Raw genomic sequence first — 17,250 nt, forward strand, 5'->3', positions numbered from 1 at the left:
CAGCTATTAAGAGAGGCATGCCAATGACCAGTTTGTCAGCAGTGGTTTCTTCCTTCCGGATCATGAGGATTATTTCCTTGTCCATTGGCCTGTTATTCCTGGTTCCGAAGATTCTTTGCGCCGAGTTCGTACCGCATCAGGAGTCTGGGGCTGGGGAAGTTATGACCATGGAGACTGCGGAAGGCATCTTGAAAGAGGCGCTAAACCGAAAATTGATCGATATGGGCATTGAGAATGCCGGACCCAAGATCGCGTTGATTCCGGCCACGGATATCGGCGGTGCTGCGGGGGCGTATATTGAAGGAGATTTTGACGGTCTTGAACGCTGGATGAAAACCATTGTCGCAAAAACTCTTGTCGCCGCAGGGACAGGAATAGCCGTTGGAACCGGCACTGTTGCCGCTACGCCGGTCGTGGTGGGCATAGTGACAGCAACAGTGACCCAAATTGCAATCGACAGATACTATTTTCTGCAGGATCTTGAGGAAGTTGAGAAAAGGAGAAAGATGGCGGAATACTATCAGAAAAGTCTTACCGAATTTCAAATTTCGGAAATGAACTTTTATGAAAAGTATCTTCAGGACATTCAAGCAGAAATCGACGGTAAAGACATGTATTTTGCTTTGGCCAAATACAAAGACTATATGGATCATTTGCAATTGATCCATGATCATTTGCAAACCGACTACAATACCGTTGAAGAACGCCTGCGTGCCCGCCTCGAAGAGTATCCTCAGGCTGGAATATTTCTGCCTGGCATGACTGAGTCGCATAAGACGTTTCGAATTTCTTCCGAGAAAAGCCATATCTATAAAAAAACCATGTTCATTAAAAGCCTGATGGAAAAAGCCAAACGAAGTTTTCCGCAATTCGCTAAAAACGATCCTGTTCGGGTTTCCATCAATGACCCTGAAGATGGAAAAGTAACTGGACCGGACGATTGCAGCTCTTTTTCACACAATTTTCAGGCGAAAATAGATCTTCATCGTCAAATAAGTCAAGAATTTGGCACAAATGCAGCGCAATATTTCGAACATTACGAAGACGATTTGAAAGAAAGACTTCTGTCAAATGATATCCATGGATTTCTTTCAAGAAAATTGAGCAACAATACGTATGAGAATGTCCTGCGAAACAGCTATTATTATTACGAATGCCAGATTGATGGAACAGCTGAGGGGAGCAGCCACAATGGCGTAGTCCGGATGGGAGATATGATCGATTTCGGATGGTATATGGATCCAAAAAACAAAGATCAACATAACATTTCGATTAAATTGTATCTTGTTACTGATGAAAGCGTGGATCGATCCATTTTATGGAACAGTGACGCCTGGTCCGGCATGAAAAAAACCTTGATCTCGGAGGATTCCATCAACATTACGGTGGATTGCAAGGAAATGAAGGAAAAAAGCTATGTCACGTCACGCCATCGACAAAGCGACTGGTATTGCACCAACCGTCCCGTGATCCAGGCGCCGGTGACGTTGCCGCCGATCATTTCAATCACGGAGGAGAATCAGCAATGACCAGACTCGGCCTTGCTCGAAGAAATCTCGGATCAGTCAGGGTTGCTCCTCGGTTTGCAGGACTTTTCATCGGCCTTTTTCTGGCCGTTTTGGCGCTGAACCTCATACTTCCCGGACGGCTGGAGGCAGGGTTTTCCGGTCCTTTGGCCGTCCAGATAACGGCTTCGGGCAGTGAGGGAAATGCAACTCCGCTGGCAGGGGTGACGGTGTATCTCGGCGGGCGTCATGCCGCCACTGGTGCGGAGGGCGTGGCGGTTTTCACCGGACTGCCGACCGGGGCGTACGCACTGTCCGTGCACCATCCTGGTTTTGACCGCGTGGCACGGCAGGTCGAGATACCGGGAGGACAGCGCCAGCCCATTCCCGTGCAGCTTGAATCGACGCAAACCCAGGAATGGACGGCGCAAGTGCTCATGGACGGGTTGGATATTCCCGTTGCCGGAGCCCGGGTGGATTTGATCCCCAAGGACGTGAACGCCGTTCTGTCTGGGCCGGTGCGCATGGTCAGCGACTGGGAGGGCGCGTTGAGCGCTGTTGCCGTGCCCCACGGCAGATACGGTCTGGAAATCCAGGCCATGGGATTCGAGCCGCTGCGCCAGGAACTGACCATTGGCGAAGCTCTCGAAACGCCTGCCTTCCTCCTGCGCCGACTGTCCGAATCCGCCCGCCTGTCCGTGCAGGTGACGGACAGCGGCGGAAAACCTCTGCCCGACGCGGAGGTGGTCCTGGCCGAGGTCTGGCCCAGCGGCGTTCTGGCCACGGGGCGGACCGACATGAGTGGAGCAGTTGTCTTTGACAACTTGCGGGTCGGTCCGATCAACCGGCCCGATGCCGAGGGGCGGATGGTCGTGTCCCGCCGCACCCTGACCGTGCGGGCCGAGGCCCAGGGGCATGTTCCGGCAGTGGTCCGGGCAAGCCTGGCCGGTGAGCCGCAAGAGGTGCGCATTGCTCTGACGCCGGAGGTCGGGCGCGAACTGCGAGAGCCCGGCCCTAACGGGTCCGAGCCTTTGGAACTCGGGGTGCCTGTCTCCTTTGCCATTTCCCGGATCGGCCAGAAATATCAATTCCTGCTTCGCCTGCCGGAACCGGCCCTGCTCAAGCTGAACATTGCCCAGGGCGGGCCCATTGGGACGCATCTTCGCTTGTACGACGGCCAGGGACAATTGCTCCAGGAACGCGGCGCCTATGCCGGGCACGCCAATGGCTTTGAACGGGCCGTGGCCGCGGGCAGCTACCATGTGGAAATTTCTGAACGGGGAGGCAACAACGCTTCGGAAACACCGCTGACATTTACGGCGTCCAGCGAGCCGGCCGTTGATCCTCTGGAACCCAATGACAGCGATGACGCCGCGTCCTTGCTGCAGCCGGGCGAACAGATGGTCGGCCTGATCTGGCCGCGCGGCGACCGGGACGTATTTCGGATTCAGGTGGAACGTCCTGGCTTTCTGCGCATCCATGACCAGGGCATTGCCTTGGAGCGGCATGTCATTGTCCGCGATGCAGCGGGAAAGATGCTCGGCGAACGGGGCGTCTACACCAACATGCCCATTAATCTGGTCGTGCAGGTTGCTCCGGGCTTGCATTTCGTGGAGGTTCGGGAGTGGGGCGACAATGGCGAGTCCCTGACCCCGTACAGGATGAGCGTGGATCTGTTGCCGGACGACGGCGTGGATGATCCGCCGCTGGGCAGTGGCAGCGTGGCCGCGGTGCGGACCCTGGATATTGAGTCCCTGGTGGGAAGTACGATTTTGCCCATTGGCGACATCGACGTGTTCAGTCTTGCCGTTCCCGGCGCCGGACGCCTGCATCTGCAGAGCAGCGGCAAGATGGAGCGCCACGTGCAGCTTTTTGACAGGTCCGGCAAGCTGCTTGCCGAACGCGGCGCGTACAGCAATGGTCTCCTGACATTTTCCTGGTTCGTGGATGGACCGGAGACGTTTTTCGTGGCCATCCGCGAATGGGGCGACAATAATTGGTCGCCCAGCGCGTATGTCCTTTCCGCATGGCTGGAGCCGGCTGATGAACTCGATTTTCTTCAGCGCAACGACGACATTGCCCGGGCTTTGCCCCTTGGCTTGGGGGAGACCATTCACGGCAGTTATTTTCCCATGGGGGATCGAGACGTCTTTGCCGTGGAAACCGATTTTCCGGGTTATCTGCGGGTCAGTGCCCAGTCTCCCCTGGAAACCCATCTGCGTATTCTGGACGCGGACGACGCACTGGTCGCCGAGCGCGGGGCGTACAGCGGCAAAACGGCTGAATTGGCCCCGCCTGTCCAGGCCGGACGCTATTTCGTGATGGTCGGCGAGTGGGGCGACAACAACGCCTCGGTGGAGCCGTACATCCTGTCCGTGGCCCTGGACCGGGTGGAGCCCGACGAAACCTGGCCCTTGGCGGATGATCCGCCCCGCCGTCTGGCGGACGGAGAGGCCCGGGCCTTCAGCATCGATCACCGTGGGGACCGGGACCGCTTCCTGTTCGACATGCCCGTTGCCGGTGACGTGACCTTGAGTGTGGCCGCACCCTTGGAAACGTTGATCCGAGTCTTTGACGACCGCACCGGCGAACGGTTGAAGGAGTGGGGACGGTATGCGCCGACCCGGTTCAATGAGGTTTTGCCCGTCCAAGGACCGACCCGGTTGCGGGTGGAACTGACCGAATGGGGCGACAACAGTGCCAGTCTGGAACCCGGCTTCATCATGCTGGACACCCGCAACCGGTCCCTTGTCGCGGATATGGTCCGGGCCCAGGTAGACCCCTTGCGTCCGCAACGGGTCGTGTTTCAGCGTCACCGGACCGAATACACCGACGCGCCGCAACGCTGCGGCATGGACCTGAACGGCGACGGCCGCGAAGATGTCCGCCTGGATGGCGAGGAACCGGTTTCCGGCGACTTTCCGGAACAGGGGCTGTACGTGGTGGAGGCCGTCTGTTCCGGAACGGACGGCCAGCGCTCCCGGCAGCGCTTCTGGGTCCAGGCCACCGGCCCTCGGGACCGGGCCGGAATGCTGGTCACGGTGAACAATCTGTCCGAGGGCCAGGTCGTCTCCGCGCCGCTGACCCCCCAGGCCCAGGCCGTCAGCTTTGATGGACTGCCCATCTCCCGTGTGGAATTTTTCCTGGACGGCAAGTCTCTCGGCAGTGACGGCCAGCCGCCCTACGAGGCTGCCGTGAACTGGCCGGGACTTTCCGGTGGGCAGCATGTCCTGACCGTTGTGGCCAGGGAACGGGGCGGCAATGAGGCCAAACTGGAACGCAGCTTTGTGCTTTCCGACTACTTCGATCTGACTCCGCCCAACGGGGCCATGCTCACCGGGGAAACGGTTACGGTCAGTTGGCAGGCGCCCACGTTCGGTCCGGCCCGGGTGCGTTACCGGCCCCAGGGCGGGGATGATGAGGACTGGACCGAGATCACGGGGCAATCCGCAAGGCAGCGGGTGGTTCGTCTGCCGGGTCTGGAGACCGGGGTGACCTACGAGTTCCAGCCCTTGGGCGGACCTGATCCAGCGGTTGACCCCGGCCCGATCCGCGTTCTGACCCGGGTCAAGGGGTTGGCTTTCGGCCGCGCCCAGTACGCCGCGAACATCCGGCGCGACTATGATCAGCGGGTGGGTGTGAGCGTGCGCAACAATGGTGACGAACCGCTGATGGTCCGCCTGGAGAGCGGCCAGCCCGAAGACCCGTTGATGCTGGCCAGTTTCGTGGGCACAGGCTCGGAAGACAGGCCTTTTGCCTTGGCGGCCGGGGAAGAGCGGGAATTCCAGTTCGCCATCAGCGCGCAAAACGTGAACACCGAAGAGCATCGCATTCCGATCCGTATTGTCTCTGAAACCGGCCTGAGCGACGAGAGCGAGATTGTCGTGCATGTCCGGCTGCCGCACGTTGAGCTGGAGTGGTCGGACCTTGGCCCGTCACCGGGCGGCATGGGGCGTACTCTGCGGTTGACGAATCTCGGTGATGCCCTCACCGATCTGTCCGTGCAGCCCGCCAAAGCTCATGCCGTGGTTCTGTCGCCCACGGTGCGGCATGGTTTGCTGCCCCGCGGCGCACGAATGGATTTCGTGGTCACACCACGTTTCTACGATGGTTTTACCGGGGTAAAGACGGAAATCCTGGCTCTTGGTCTGGACAAGACCTTTGCATTCCCTTTTGCGATGCAGCTTGAGCCCGGGCAGGCAATGCACCGGGTCTGGCTGTTGCCGGGGATTGATCCCGACGATCCCATGGCTCGTAATATTGAGGCGGACTTGCCGGAACGGATCGACCGCGCCAGGGCTGTTGGCCTGGACGAACTGGACTGGCAAAACCTGGGGACGGGCAGCGACACAACCGGTGATGGCCGACCCGACCGTTGGGTGTTGGTCAGGGATGGTATCGAATGGACCGGAACGGACGGCGACGGCGACGGAATTGTGGACCATGCAGCCGCGGATGTGGATCGGAACGGAATGAGTGAATTTGCCGCCCTGCGACGCGGTGATCGCTGGCAGCCGACCAATGTGGTGGAGGCTTGGTTGGAGATGACTTTCGCCTTGCGCGGCGCCCGCGACAGCTACAAGCCCCATGACGTGGAGGTGGTCCTCAACGACGTGGTCATCGGCGTGCTCAAGGACATGTTGCCGGAAGGCAACTTCAGCTTCCGCATTCCCCCCAATGCCCTACGCTTCGACGAGTCCGGCCTGCCCGGGGACAATCGGGTCGGCCTGCGCACCACCCATCTGCGTGGGGGGCACTATGCCGTGAACAGCGACTTTCGCTTCAAGTTCCGGCTCACCGCGACTCCGGCCTGGACGGTGGGCGCGTCCGTCGAGGAAGCGAGAATGCAGGCCGTGGCCATGAGCGGAGTATCCTTGACGGCGCCCGATCTGAGCCTGTCCGCGGCGCAACTTGAGATCCTTGGACCTGCCGAACCCAATGCCGGGGATGAGATGCGCCTGCGTTTCCCGGTGCGCAATCTTGGAGCATCCACGGCAACCGACGTGGCAGTGGCGCTGCTGCGCATCCTGCCCGGAGGCAGCCGCGAAGAACTGGCTCGGACCACGGTCCCGGAGGTGGGACTGGATCAGCCAAGCTACGGCGCCATGGACTGGCGAATTCGCGGTGGGCTGAACAACCTCGCCCTGGTCGTCGATCCGGAGAACATGTTTGATGATCCTGATTTGGCGAACAACGAAGCCTTGTTTACCCTCACCGCCGCCGGCGACGACACGCCCCCCGTGCTGCGCATCCTCCAACCCACGGTCGGCGTGGTGCAAGACACCGTGGTGATGCTGGAGTTGGAGGTTGACGACGAAGCCGGACCGGTTTCCCCGCTGGTGTCCATTGATCGCGGGCTCTGGACCGAATTGCCGGCCACCCGTGGTCGGCTCGGTGTTCCGTTGCTGCTCCAGCCGGGCGCGCATACCATCGATGTCCGTGTCGTGGACGGGTCGGGGAACGAAGCTTCTCAGACCTTGGAGTTGACCATCGAGCGGACGTTGCCCGTTGCCCGACTGATTTCGCCGGTGGACGGCGCAACGGTCAGCGAATCCATCCTTTCGGTTGATGTTCAGGTCCCCGGAGATGTCGGTCTTGTGGCGGCACGGACCGCAGGTGGTCCGTGGCACAAGGCGAGTCTGCTCGGAGACGTGGCTCAGGTCGAATTGCCTCTGCGGTTTGGTTCGCAAACGCTTGAAGTCATGGTCGCGGATCGCCATGGAGCCATGCGTCTTCTCAGCGCCGGGATAACCCGCACCACCCAGCCCACAGCGGATGAACGGCTGTCCGGTCCGGCGGCTTCGGATCAAGGGCTACTCTGGCCCCATGGGCATCCCAATCTGGAGATCGATCTGTTCCAGGCGTCCAGCGGGGTCCTGCGTCGACTGGCCATGAATCCGGAACAGGAAGCGATCCGACTCTGGGAAGAAGCCCGCCGCCGCCAGGTTCAGGGAGACTATGCCGGGGCGTTGACCCTCTACCGGGACAGTCTGATGCTCAAACCGGACCCGCAAACCGAAGACCGGGTCAAACGCCTGGAGGCCTATCTGGGAATTCGCCGCATCAATCCGGTGCTGCCGAAGTAGGGCTCGGCAACCATACATATGATCACTTTACAAACCAGGAGAGGGCAGATGGTGCAGGGGTTGATGAACCGGCTTGCCGTAGCTGTTAAAAAGGGAGGAAGGGGAATGCGTATTCTGATCGGTCTGTTGGCGGTAATCATGGTTGGTGGATTGCATGCCGCCGGAGCGACCCGGGCCTTTGGCGCAGTGGAACAGCAAAGCCAAGCCGGAGTTGAAATAGCCCACGGTCCGGATGGCTTGCTGGAACTGGAGCAGCAGGGTCAGGTCACTGTGCGGGCCTTACGAGCCTGGGGACGACTGCCTGATCATTTTTTGCAACTGGGACAACGGTTGCGTCAGGATCACGGACTGGATCTGTTGGCGGCGAACCTGGAGCAGATCAAGGCCTGGATTGCCCAGGCTGAAGCAGGAGATGCCGGGCTGGCCCCGTTTAAACAAGAGTTGTCCGATCTGGCGGCGTTCATGCAAGGCGGGGAGTATCTTGACTGGCAGGATGTTCAGGACATGGCCACGGTTGCCCAGGGTTCTGTCGTGCGCCAGGATGGACGACGATGGGTCAGATCGGAAAGTCAGGGGCTCAATCCGGCCGAACCTCAAGTTCATGAATCATCGACTGAAATACCTGATGTCATGGTTGAAGAAACACCAATACGGTCAACAGCGGCAGTGGGGCCGGAAAGTCCAGAGGTCGACGGTTTGGGAGATGTCTCTCCGGATGGAGCCGACCTTGTTGAGGGCCGGGAAAAGCCGGTGGCCGGTCCTGGCGCTGATCCGAATTGGGAGTGGCCCATGGCCGCACCGGAGAGCATGAATTTCGAGTTGCCGGAACGCGCCTTGGCGAAACAAGAAATTCGGATGTCCGACGACATGCGCCACATGGCCTGGCTGGAGGGGGAGGAGGGACAAAGGCGCGTTCTGCTGAACGGCAATCCAGGCAAATGGTATGACTACATTGGAGGAGGCTATTCCCTGCACTTCTCATCCAACGGCGAAACGTTCTGTTTCGAGGCGGAGCTGGGAGAAATGGAGATCCCAGTATGCAATGGAGTTGAAGGACCCATTTTTGAAGATATTGAAGCTGTAACCATCAGCGAAGATGGAACTCGGACCCTTGTTGCCGGACGGGTGAGCAAGGGCGTGTACCGGTTGTTCCTGAATGGCGAACTGATTCGCGAAACAGATGCGGAGATTCGCAGACCCATCCTGTCCGCAGACGGCACAGTCGCTTGGTCGGAGAAAAACCGAGACAACGGTTCAGAAAAGATGATGACCTCACAGGGTCGCGAAGATCAGCCTTACCAGACCATCTATGATCGGAAATTTACAGCGGAAAGCAGTGACCTGCTGTATATCGCGGTAAAGGAAGACAGCCTGCGTTTTCTCGTACGCAATGGCGAAGAACTGCAGCCGACCATGGGCTCGGGATACAAGTTTTCAGCGACGCCGGACGGGGCTCATTACGCCTATGTCAGCCCCTGCGAAGAATTTCTGTCCTGCATGGTCATCAACGGACGGGTCGGTCCACCTTACGATAATATTTGGGATCCTGCCTTACTCAGCGAGGATGGAACACGTTCGGCGTATGTCGCCAAAACCGAAGATAGCGCAGCATTGGTGCTGAATGAGTCGGAATTTCGACATGGTTTCGGCAATCTGAAGAACATTGTCGGCCTGACCTTCAGCCCGGATGGTCGGCGCTGGGCAGCAGGACTGCAACTCGCGGACGACGAGTATGTTTTGATGGTGGATGGAGAGGAAATCGCCCGCCGGGCCGGACAGCCCCGGCAACTCGTGTTCAGTCCGGATGGAACCAAGGTTGCCTGGCTGGAAAAGCAGGGCCGGTTCTGGCGAGTTCTTTTGGATGGCGTCGAGGGGCCCGGGGACAGGGAAATCTTTGACCAGGCGCCTCCCCAGTTCAGTCCGGACAGCCGACACCTGGTCTATTTTCATCGCGATAAGGAAAGGATGCACATCGCCGTATTCAACGGCCCGGAGCGCAGCCACGAAATGATTCCGCCCTATGCCGTCTTTTCCGAGCACGGAGCCATGTACATGGCCGGGGAGGGGCATCGCTTCCAGCGCATGATCCTCCCTTTGGACGAGTGATGGACCTGCATCAATGGGGACATGCAACGAAATTTCCGTGGAACTTTCTGATTTTTCCGAGCGCCGGTTGGATTCTTGTTGCTTAATTTTAAACCACCTTCAAAACTGAAACGAGGTGTACATGGCACGGCCAATTCTATCCATGTCCATAATGTTGTGTCTGCTTTTTGCCGGATTATGCTGGACCTCGCCTGTCTCGGCCCAGGGCCGCAAGGGCGATGTCTACTTCGTGGAAACGGATGTGGATCTGAACCGTGACGGCTCGGCGGTGGTAGCCTATACCGTGCAGTGGCGGGTGGTGGGGGACCGGTTGCGGGGGTTTGTGTTTTCCGGGAATGACCGCTTGCGGGTGGGCCCGTTCAGTGAGAAATCCCATGCCGTGGACGATGATGGGAACCGGTATGATCTGGAAATCAACCGGATGCAGCCGGGTGCGTATGAAATCCTGCTGGCCCGTGGGCAGGGGGTCCGTTCAGGGCATGTGACCTATCGATTCTGGTTTCCGACAAATTTTGCCGCGGCCGGATATGTTGCGCCGACCACGGCCGAGGACGGGCGGGAACTGGTGGTCTTCAACTGGTCGCCGGTGCAGTGGGACGAGGCGGAGCGCCAGCGTCATTACACCCTGCGGGTGCATACCCCGCACCAACTGCCGGCGGATGTCATTGATCCGCGGGCGTATGTTCTGGAAAATGATTTCGTCCTCACCGAGCCCTGGGTCAACGACCGCTACCGGATCGACTACCAGCGCGGCGAGCATGGCCGACTGGTGCTGCTCTTTCACCGGGACTCGCCGGGCAACAAGTATCATTTGCGGGTCCAATATTACCTGCCGGCGGATTGGTTTGATTTGGCCGGGGCGGCGCCGCTCCCCCAAGCTTCAGCAACGCAACGCACCGACCCGGTTCGGACGCCGACAGGATTGGCTGTCGCGGAAAAGAGCTTCCGTTCTCTGCTGAACGGCAGCCCAAATCTGCTTTTTCTGCTCGGCGCTGCGGGACTTTTGGCCTTGTTCTACGTCCTGATGATCGGAAAGCAACGTTCCATGGTCAAAGCCCATCGCGGCCTGGATGAAATCCGCTGGGAAGGATTGGACTGGACCCCGCCCAAACTGGTGCTGGCCAACTTCCGGATCAAGGGCAAGGTTTGCAAGGAGCTCACTCCATTGGAAGCCGCATTTTACCTGGAAGTTCCCTTCCGGCAGATCCTCAGCGCAATGTTTCACTCACTGCGGCGCGAAGGCTATCTTGAAGTGATTGCCGAGAGCCCAACCCTCAAGGCCAGGGTCCTGCGCCCGCCTGAAAACCAGATGGACATCTACGAGCGGATGTTCATCCACGCGTTTGCCAACGACGGAGAGTTGTCCCAGCAAGAGCTGGAGGAAATCATGAACATGGCCGTGCGGGCCATCCAGCAAAAGGCCTGGGATTGCGACGTGCAGGCCACCCAGGACTACTGGCGGGAACGTATCGCCGAGTACGACCGGGAAGAGCGCGAAACCGCCGGCCGCCGGAACAATCGAGACGATTCCCAATACAATCGCTGGTACTGGTGGTATCACAACAGTCACGGCTATTATGGTCGGCGGTATGCCTATGAGGACGACCCCTGGCGGCACGAATCCGTGATGCCCATGGACAGCGACCACCTCCAGCGCAGCTTCATCAACACCTCCCCGGCCTTTGACATGAACGTCTGCCACGACGCCTGTCATTCGGCCTGTCACTCGGCATGCCATTCCGCCTGTCACTCGGCCTGTCATTCCGCCTGCCATTCGGCCTGCGTCAGCGGAGGGTCGCGGTGATCGGGTTGCGCCGCTTTTTCGGCGGACGCCGTACGCCCCCTGTGCCGCCTGCGTTGGGGTGGGTGGATGAATTCATCACCAATGTCCGGCCCTTCGTGGTGGTCCGCCTGGAGGACAATCTGCTCATCCGGATGCCCAACCAGGCCCATCGCCTGAATCCGACGGGGGCACAGGTGCTGCACTTTTTGCTGTCCGGCGGAAAAATTGGCGAGCTCGTCGCGCGGATCGGCGAACAACAGCTGGACCGGTTGCGTGATGTGGCCCTGTTTCTCCATGCAATCCGGCGCTGTCTTTCCGGTGACCTGCGCGAGGACAATGCCGGATGCGCCGTGGAAATCGCACCTTTGGAAACGGTATTCAGCGCCTTGCCGGTGTTGTCCGAGATGGCCCTGACCCGACGATGCAATCTGCGCTGCGTCTTTTGCTATGCCGGTTGTGCCGGGGCTTGCGGAAAAGTGAATGCCGCGGGAAATCCGCAAGAAAAGGGTGCTGATACTTTGGAGATGAGCACACGCGAAGTGAAGACCATCCTGGAACGAATTCGCAACCAGGCCCATGTACCGTCGGTCAGCTTCACCGGCGGGGAGCCGACCCTGCGTCCTGATCTGCCGGAGTTGATTCGCCACGCGTCCCGAGAACTGAGCATGCGCGTCAACCTGATCTCCAACGGCACGCTGATCACGCCCGGACTGGCGAACGAACTGGCCGACGCCGGGCTGGCCTCGGCCCAGATCAGCATCGAGGGACCGGACGGGGCCAGTCATGACGCCATCACCCAGGTTCCGGGCTCCTTTGTCCGGTCCTGCCGGGCGGTGGAGCGGCTGCGCGATGTCGGGATCACGGTGCATTGCAATACGACCATCAATCGCCGCAATCTGGAAGTGGTGACGGACATGCCTGTATTCGTGCGCGATGTCCTGCATGGCGAACGGTTCAGCATGAACATGGTCATTCCGGCCGGAAGCGCGAGTCAAAATGAGAATCCGGATCAGCAGTCCAACCCGTCGATCCTAGTACGCTATACGGAAATGGCCTCCGTGGTCCTGGCCGTGCAACAGGCCGCCGCGGCTGCGGGAGTGGAGTTCATGTGGTATTCGCCCACGCCGCTCTGCCTGTTCAATCCGATTCTGGCTGAGCTGGGCAACAAGGGCTGCAGTGCCTGCGACGGGCTGCTCTCGGTGGATTCCTTCGGCCGGATTCTGCCCTGTTCCTCCTGCGAAGATCCCATGGGCAATCTGCTGGATGAAGATTTTCAGACCATCTGGGAGCGGTCCGGCTCGACAACCTATCGCAACAAAGGCCTGGCGCATCCATCCTGTCGGCAGTGCGACCACTTTCCGTTCTGCCACGGCGCCTGTCCCTTGTACTGGCAGCATTTCGGCTTTGCGGAACTGGAGGATGCCCGCGGGTTTACCGCATGTCCCGCGCCCCGCATCCCGCTTGAACGACCTGTCGGCCGCACTGTCTCTTCTTGAACAACCTTCACGCCCAAGAGAGGTTTGATCCATGACCACTGCCAGTCCGCCCCGGGATCTTTCCGCAGGTTCGTCCCTGTTTACCCTTTCCGCCCAGGAGCAAGGCATTGTTGTTTTTCACTTTCGACCATCCATGCCTTATGGGAAACGCTTGGCTGTTTCCTTTGCCATGGTCGTTGCCGGATTGGTGATCCAAGCCTTGACCGGAATGTTCTGGGTTGGAGCACCTGTATTGTTTGCCGGCTCCCTGCTGCTCTGCGTCCGGGGGTATCACAACCGGGTGGAAAGCGGCAGTTTCAATCCGGATGCTGCGTGGGAAAACGTGGACATCCAGCGCTTACGGGACTTGCAGGAGATCGACAAAAAAATGCTGCGCTGGAACCGCTCCTTCATGGACGTGACCAATTCCTGGGGCGTTATCACCCTGATTCTCGTGGCAGGACCAGCTCTTTACAGCCTGGTTCATCACCTGGAATTCGGTCATGGAGTCTTTGCGCCAAGTGTCGAGATGCTGCTGTTCAATGCGCTGATCCTGCTTACGCCGCACTGGGTAACGGGTACTCGGAGAATTTTGCGTCTGCCCAAGCTGATGGTCAAGGTGGAGAGTTTGCAGTCCCTTCTGGAGAATGCCGAGAAACTGGTCGGACCGGATCAGGTCACGGTGATAATGTTGCTCAAGGGCAAGACCAAGATCCCCGATGATGTCAAATTGCGGATTCAGATTCCCGATGCACCCAAGGATTTTCTGGGCATGTACGTCCAGGTAGTGACCAATGACGTGAAGGGAACGAGTTATCCGTACGTGTATGTTGTTCTGGTTGCCAAACAGGGGTATGGCTTGGAGGCGGCCACGGCCGGGATTGCCCCGCCCAAGGGAATTATCAAGGAATACCAGGAACAGGACGATGTGGAGATCATAGTTCTGCGCCAGCAAACCACCAAAACCAGCGGCTACCATACCAAACCCTCCAAGGCCTCGGTAATTTTCACCAACGGGCTGAACATGGCCAAGGCAGCGGTGAGCGGAGAGAATGGAACGGTATTGTAATTGTTGTGGGCGAGTATCAGCAAGGAAAAGGAGAACCTCGTGCATCATCCGGCAAATCGAATCAGCACACGGTCCATGAACAGGCGGGATTTTCTCTGGTTGGCCACGGCTTCCACCGCCGGATTGGCCACGGGTTGCGCTATCAATCCGGTCACCGGGGAACAGCAATTGATGTTTTTGTCCGAAGAGAGCGAAATTCAACTGGACCGGGAGAATTCCCCACATCAGTTTTCCGCGGATTACGGCGCGGTGCAGGATCAGCGCTTGAACCAGTATCTGGCCACGGTGGGACAGAGCATGACCGGAAACACCCATCGGGCGCACATGCCATACTCGTTTCGCTGTGTGAACGCCACCTACGTCAATGCCTATGTGTTTCCCGCCGGCAGCGTGGCCACGACCCGCGGGATCATGCTGGAAATGAAAGACGAGGGCGAGTTGGCCGGGTTGCTGGGACACGAACTGGGGCACGTCAATGCCCGGCATACGGCTTCGCGGATGTCCGTGGGCATTTTGACGAGTCTGGTGTTGATGGGAGCCTCAATGGCTTTGGCGTCCCAGGATGAAACTCTGGGTGCCATTGCCGCGGGCCTGGGCGGGGTTGCCGCCGGAGCCTTGCTGGCTCACTACAGCCGAAGCGATGAGCGTCAGGCCGACGACCTGGGCATGGAGTACATGACCAAATCCGGCTATAGCCCGGAAGGTATGGTCGGGCTGATGGACGTGCTGCGCCGGATGCAAAAGAATAAACCGTCGGCCATTGAGATGATGTTTTCGACCCATCCCATGAGTGAAGAGCGCTATCAAACCGCGGTTCAGAACTCCAGTACCACGTACACATCAGCCCGGGAGTACCCCGTGTACCGGGAGCGCTACATGGACCACACCGCCGGCCTGCGCAAAATCAAGGGGGCCATCGAAAAGATGCAGGAAGGCGAGAAGCAGATGAACCAGGAGCAGTTTCCCAAGGCGGAAACAGCTTTGAGCGACGCCCTAAAACAGGCGCCGGAGGATTATGCGGGGTTGGTGCTGATGTCCAAGTGTCAATTGGCCCTGGAACAGCCCAAGCGAGCTGAATTTTTCGCGGAAAAGGCCAGGCGGGTCTATCCGGCCGAGGCCCAGGCCCAGCATTTGAGCGGCGTGGCCAAGCTGAACCTGAAGCAGTTTGATGCTGCGTATGCGCAATTCGACCGTTATGAGAAGATGCTTCCCGGCAACCCCAACACGGTCTTTTTGAAAGGGGTTACCTCGGAGAGCATGGGAAGGAAAGGCCGCGCCGCGGAGGAATACCAACGCTTCCTAGGCAGTGTGAACACCGGGGACAAGGCCCAATACGCTTATGGTCGGCTGGTGGAATGGGGCTACGTCTCTCCACCGGCACAGCAGCAATAGATCGCAGTTTCTTTCTCGTTTTCAGCCAAATTTCAGTTGCAAGGCCTCTTGCCGGTCAAAAGCAGGGTTGCAGGAAGTCAAGCTGGGCGAAAGCAGCCTGAGCCCCCTGAATGAATAGCCCCCGCGATCACACGGCGCATAGCAGACAGGGCAGAGCTTCGCGGGGCATCCTTATGGGGCGGTTTCCGAAAAATACGTTCCTCTTTTTTGTCCACCGTTGCCTCTGGAAGAGGGACGGGGCTTCAGAATTTCTTCGCGGCCGCTTGCACTGCGACCTGCCGCCGTTTGATGAGACAGGTCGCGTTTTCATCAGATAGCAGGCCGGTTTATCAAAACCGGCATCATTCTACTCCACCACCACCCCGGCGTAGCCCACCACCTGGGAAAAGTCCCCGGTCGCGTCGCCGGAGGTGGCGTAGGCGATCAGGCGGGCCTGGGTCGCTCCAAGTGCGTTGGCCGCGGCCAGCCCCAGGGTCATGGGCAGCATCCCGCACATGGAGATCCGCTGATCGCGCACTGTGGCGTAGAGCTTTTCCGGGTCGCGTTCCAGGGCGGCTTGCAGGGCCAGGCCGTCCAGTTCCTTGGCCCGCTGGGCGGAAACGAAGTGACTCATGTCCGAACTGACGAGGATCAGTACTGGTTTGGGCCACTTTGCGAGCACCTCGGCCAGTTCCTGAGCCGTGCGCAACAACACGTCCAGGCGCGGTTCGGCCACGGCCAGCGGGACGATCCTCGTTTGGGGTTGGACGGCCCAGAGAAAAGGCAGGAGGACCTCCAGGGAGTGCTCCTGGAGATGGGCCTGGTGGTCCGCTTGAATTGCGGGAGCAGCCTCCAGGATGTGTCCGGCCAGCCTTTCGTCCACGTCCAGGTGCGCGCCGGGCAGCAGCCAGCGACCATCGGGCCACAAGGCCAAGGGCTGTCCGAGTCCGGTATGGTTCGGGCCCAGCAGGAGCACGGTTTCCGTCGGGATCACTTCAGACAGGGTCTTGCCGGCCACGGACCCGGAGTACGCGTATCCGGCGTGGGGCAACATGGCCAGCAGGGCTTTGCGCGGCGTGGATTCCGGAGGGAGATGGCTGCGGACTTCCGCCTCCCAGGCCTGTCTGGTGCCGGGATAAAACCGCCCGGCGACAACGGGGTTGCGGTCCATGACGATTCCTCCGATCAAGATTTAGGATGGCGGGTTCAGAGCGGTTGAAAAACACCAAGACAGTCGGGCAGCAAGGCCCAAATCCTACGCCAAAACCCCAACGCTGCCCAGGCGTGACGGTGAAGAATTTTGCTGCATTTTTATCAAGATGACGCATTCAATAGCTTAAATTTAAATTATTTGGATATCATCTTTAAATTCAACCTTTAACTTCTAATTCAATACAAATAGCCCATAATCTTGATATTCAGCTCAAAAACAGGCTTGCCTTTCCTGAGCATCTCATGAATAAGTCGCCTTGCTAGCACTCACCGTCTTCGAGTGCTAGCAAAACAAACCAATTCGGAGGAGAAAAAAATGAAACTGAAGCCATTGAATGATCGTGTTCTGGTAAAGCGGCTCGAGGGCGAGGAAGTGACCAAGGGAGGGATCATCATCCCTGATTCCGCCAAGGAAAAGCCGATGAAGGGCGAAGTGGTCGCCGTGGGCCCCGGCAAGGTGGGCGACGACGGCAAGCGCGCCGAGATGGCCGTGGCCGCCGGAAACAAGGTGCTCTTCAACAAGTACGCCGGCACCGAGATGAAGGTCGACGGCGAAGAGTTCCTGGTGATGCGCGAGGACGACATCCTGGCCATCATTGAAGACTAGGCCTTTCGCATCGCGATTCGACCAGGCACATCAACG

9 protein-coding genes are annotated in these 17,250 nt (G+C 58.9%); 8 read left to right on the forward strand and 1 reads right to left on the reverse strand.

Annotated elements, in window-relative coordinates:
* The first annotated feature begins 77 nt into the window (after nucleotides 1-77).
* The 7 genes from DESLA_RS0111455 to DESLA_RS0111485 all read left to right on the forward strand — a co-directional run bounded on the left by DESLA_RS0111455 (nucleotide 78) and on the right by DESLA_RS0111485 (nucleotide 15,416).
* Nucleotides 78-1,529, forward strand: a complete 1,452-nt coding sequence (locus tag DESLA_RS0111455) for a hypothetical protein (RefSeq protein WP_028572550.1) — start codon at nucleotides 78-80, stop codon at nucleotides 1,527-1,529.
* Nucleotides 1,526-7,591, forward strand: coding sequence for an Ig-like domain-containing protein (locus DESLA_RS0111460; RefSeq protein WP_028572551.1), 6,066 nt, complete (start codon nucleotides 1,526-1,528; stop codon nucleotides 7,589-7,591). The genes DESLA_RS0111455 and DESLA_RS0111460 overlap by 4 nt, the downstream gene beginning before the upstream one ends.
* 105 nt (nucleotides 7,592-7,696) lie before the next feature.
* Nucleotides 7,697-9,697: a TolB family protein gene (locus DESLA_RS0111465; protein WP_028572552.1), complete on the forward strand. Its 2,001-nt coding sequence runs from the start codon at nucleotides 7,697-7,699 to the stop codon at nucleotides 9,695-9,697.
* A 121-nt stretch (nucleotides 9,698-9,818) separates the two neighbouring features.
* The gene (locus DESLA_RS0111470) at nucleotides 9,819-11,501 is read left to right on the forward strand and encodes a hypothetical protein (protein WP_156932944.1); all 1,683 of its coding nucleotides are present in this window, start codon (nucleotides 9,819-9,821) and stop codon (nucleotides 11,499-11,501) included.
* Nucleotides 11,498-12,976, forward strand: coding sequence for a radical SAM/SPASM domain-containing protein (locus tag DESLA_RS20170; protein ID WP_051434619.1), 1,479 nt, complete (start codon nucleotides 11,498-11,500; stop codon nucleotides 12,974-12,976). Before DESLA_RS0111470 ends, DESLA_RS20170 begins: the two co-directional genes overlap by 4 nt.
* A gap of 31 nt (nucleotides 12,977-13,007) precedes the next feature.
* Nucleotides 13,008-14,024, forward strand: coding sequence for a hypothetical protein (locus DESLA_RS0111480; protein ID WP_156932945.1), 1,017 nt, complete (start codon nucleotides 13,008-13,010; stop codon nucleotides 14,022-14,024).
* 39 nt (nucleotides 14,025-14,063) lie between these two features.
* Nucleotides 14,064-15,416, forward strand: coding sequence for a M48 family metalloprotease (locus DESLA_RS0111485; RefSeq protein WP_028572555.1), 1,353 nt, complete (start codon nucleotides 14,064-14,066; stop codon nucleotides 15,414-15,416).
* A 346-nt stretch (nucleotides 15,417-15,762) separates the two neighbouring features.
* Here DESLA_RS0111485 and amrB read toward each other — a convergent pair whose 3' ends face one another.
* The gene (gene amrB / locus DESLA_RS0111490) at nucleotides 15,763-16,566 is read right to left on the reverse strand and encodes an AmmeMemoRadiSam system protein B (RefSeq protein WP_028572556.1); all 804 of its coding nucleotides are present in this window, start codon (nucleotides 16,564-16,566) and stop codon (nucleotides 15,763-15,765) included.
* Between the two features lie 357 nt (nucleotides 16,567-16,923).
* Here amrB and groES point away from each other — a divergent pair, with 357 nt between their 5' ends.
* Nucleotides 16,924-17,214, forward strand: coding sequence for a co-chaperone GroES (gene groES / locus DESLA_RS0111495; RefSeq protein ID WP_028572557.1), 291 nt, complete (start codon nucleotides 16,924-16,926; stop codon nucleotides 17,212-17,214).
* Nucleotides 17,215-17,250: the final 36 nt, after the last annotated feature.

The organism is Desulfonatronum lacustre DSM 10312 (genome assembly GCF_000519265.1).
In the GTDB taxonomy this organism is placed as follows: Bacteria; Desulfobacterota; Desulfovibrionia; order Desulfovibrionales; family Desulfonatronaceae; genus Desulfonatronum; species Desulfonatronum lacustre.

What these genes read in the sequence shown, in the direction of transcription:
- DESLA_RS0111460 (WP_028572551.1), top strand. Translation starts at nt 1,526, where the DNA reads ATGACCAGACTCGGCCTTGCTCGAAGAAATCTCGGATCAGTCAGGGTT.
- DESLA_RS0111465 (WP_028572552.1), top strand. Translation starts at nt 7,697, where the DNA reads ATGCGTATTCTGATCGGTCTGTTGGCGGTAATCATGGTTGGTGGATTG.
- DESLA_RS0111470 (WP_156932944.1), top strand. Translation starts at nt 9,819, where the DNA reads ATGGCACGGCCAATTCTATCCATGTCCATAATGTTGTGTCTGCTTTTT.
- DESLA_RS0111480 (WP_156932945.1), top strand. Translation starts at nt 13,008, where the DNA reads ATGACCACTGCCAGTCCGCCCCGGGATCTTTCCGCAGGTTCGTCCCTG.
- amrB (WP_028572556.1), bottom strand. Translation starts at nt 16,566, where the DNA reads ATGGACCGCAACCCCGTTGTCGCCGGGCGGTTTTATCCCGGCACCAGA.
- groES (WP_028572557.1), top strand. Translation starts at nt 16,924, where the DNA reads ATGAAACTGAAGCCATTGAATGATCGTGTTCTGGTAAAGCGGCTCGAG.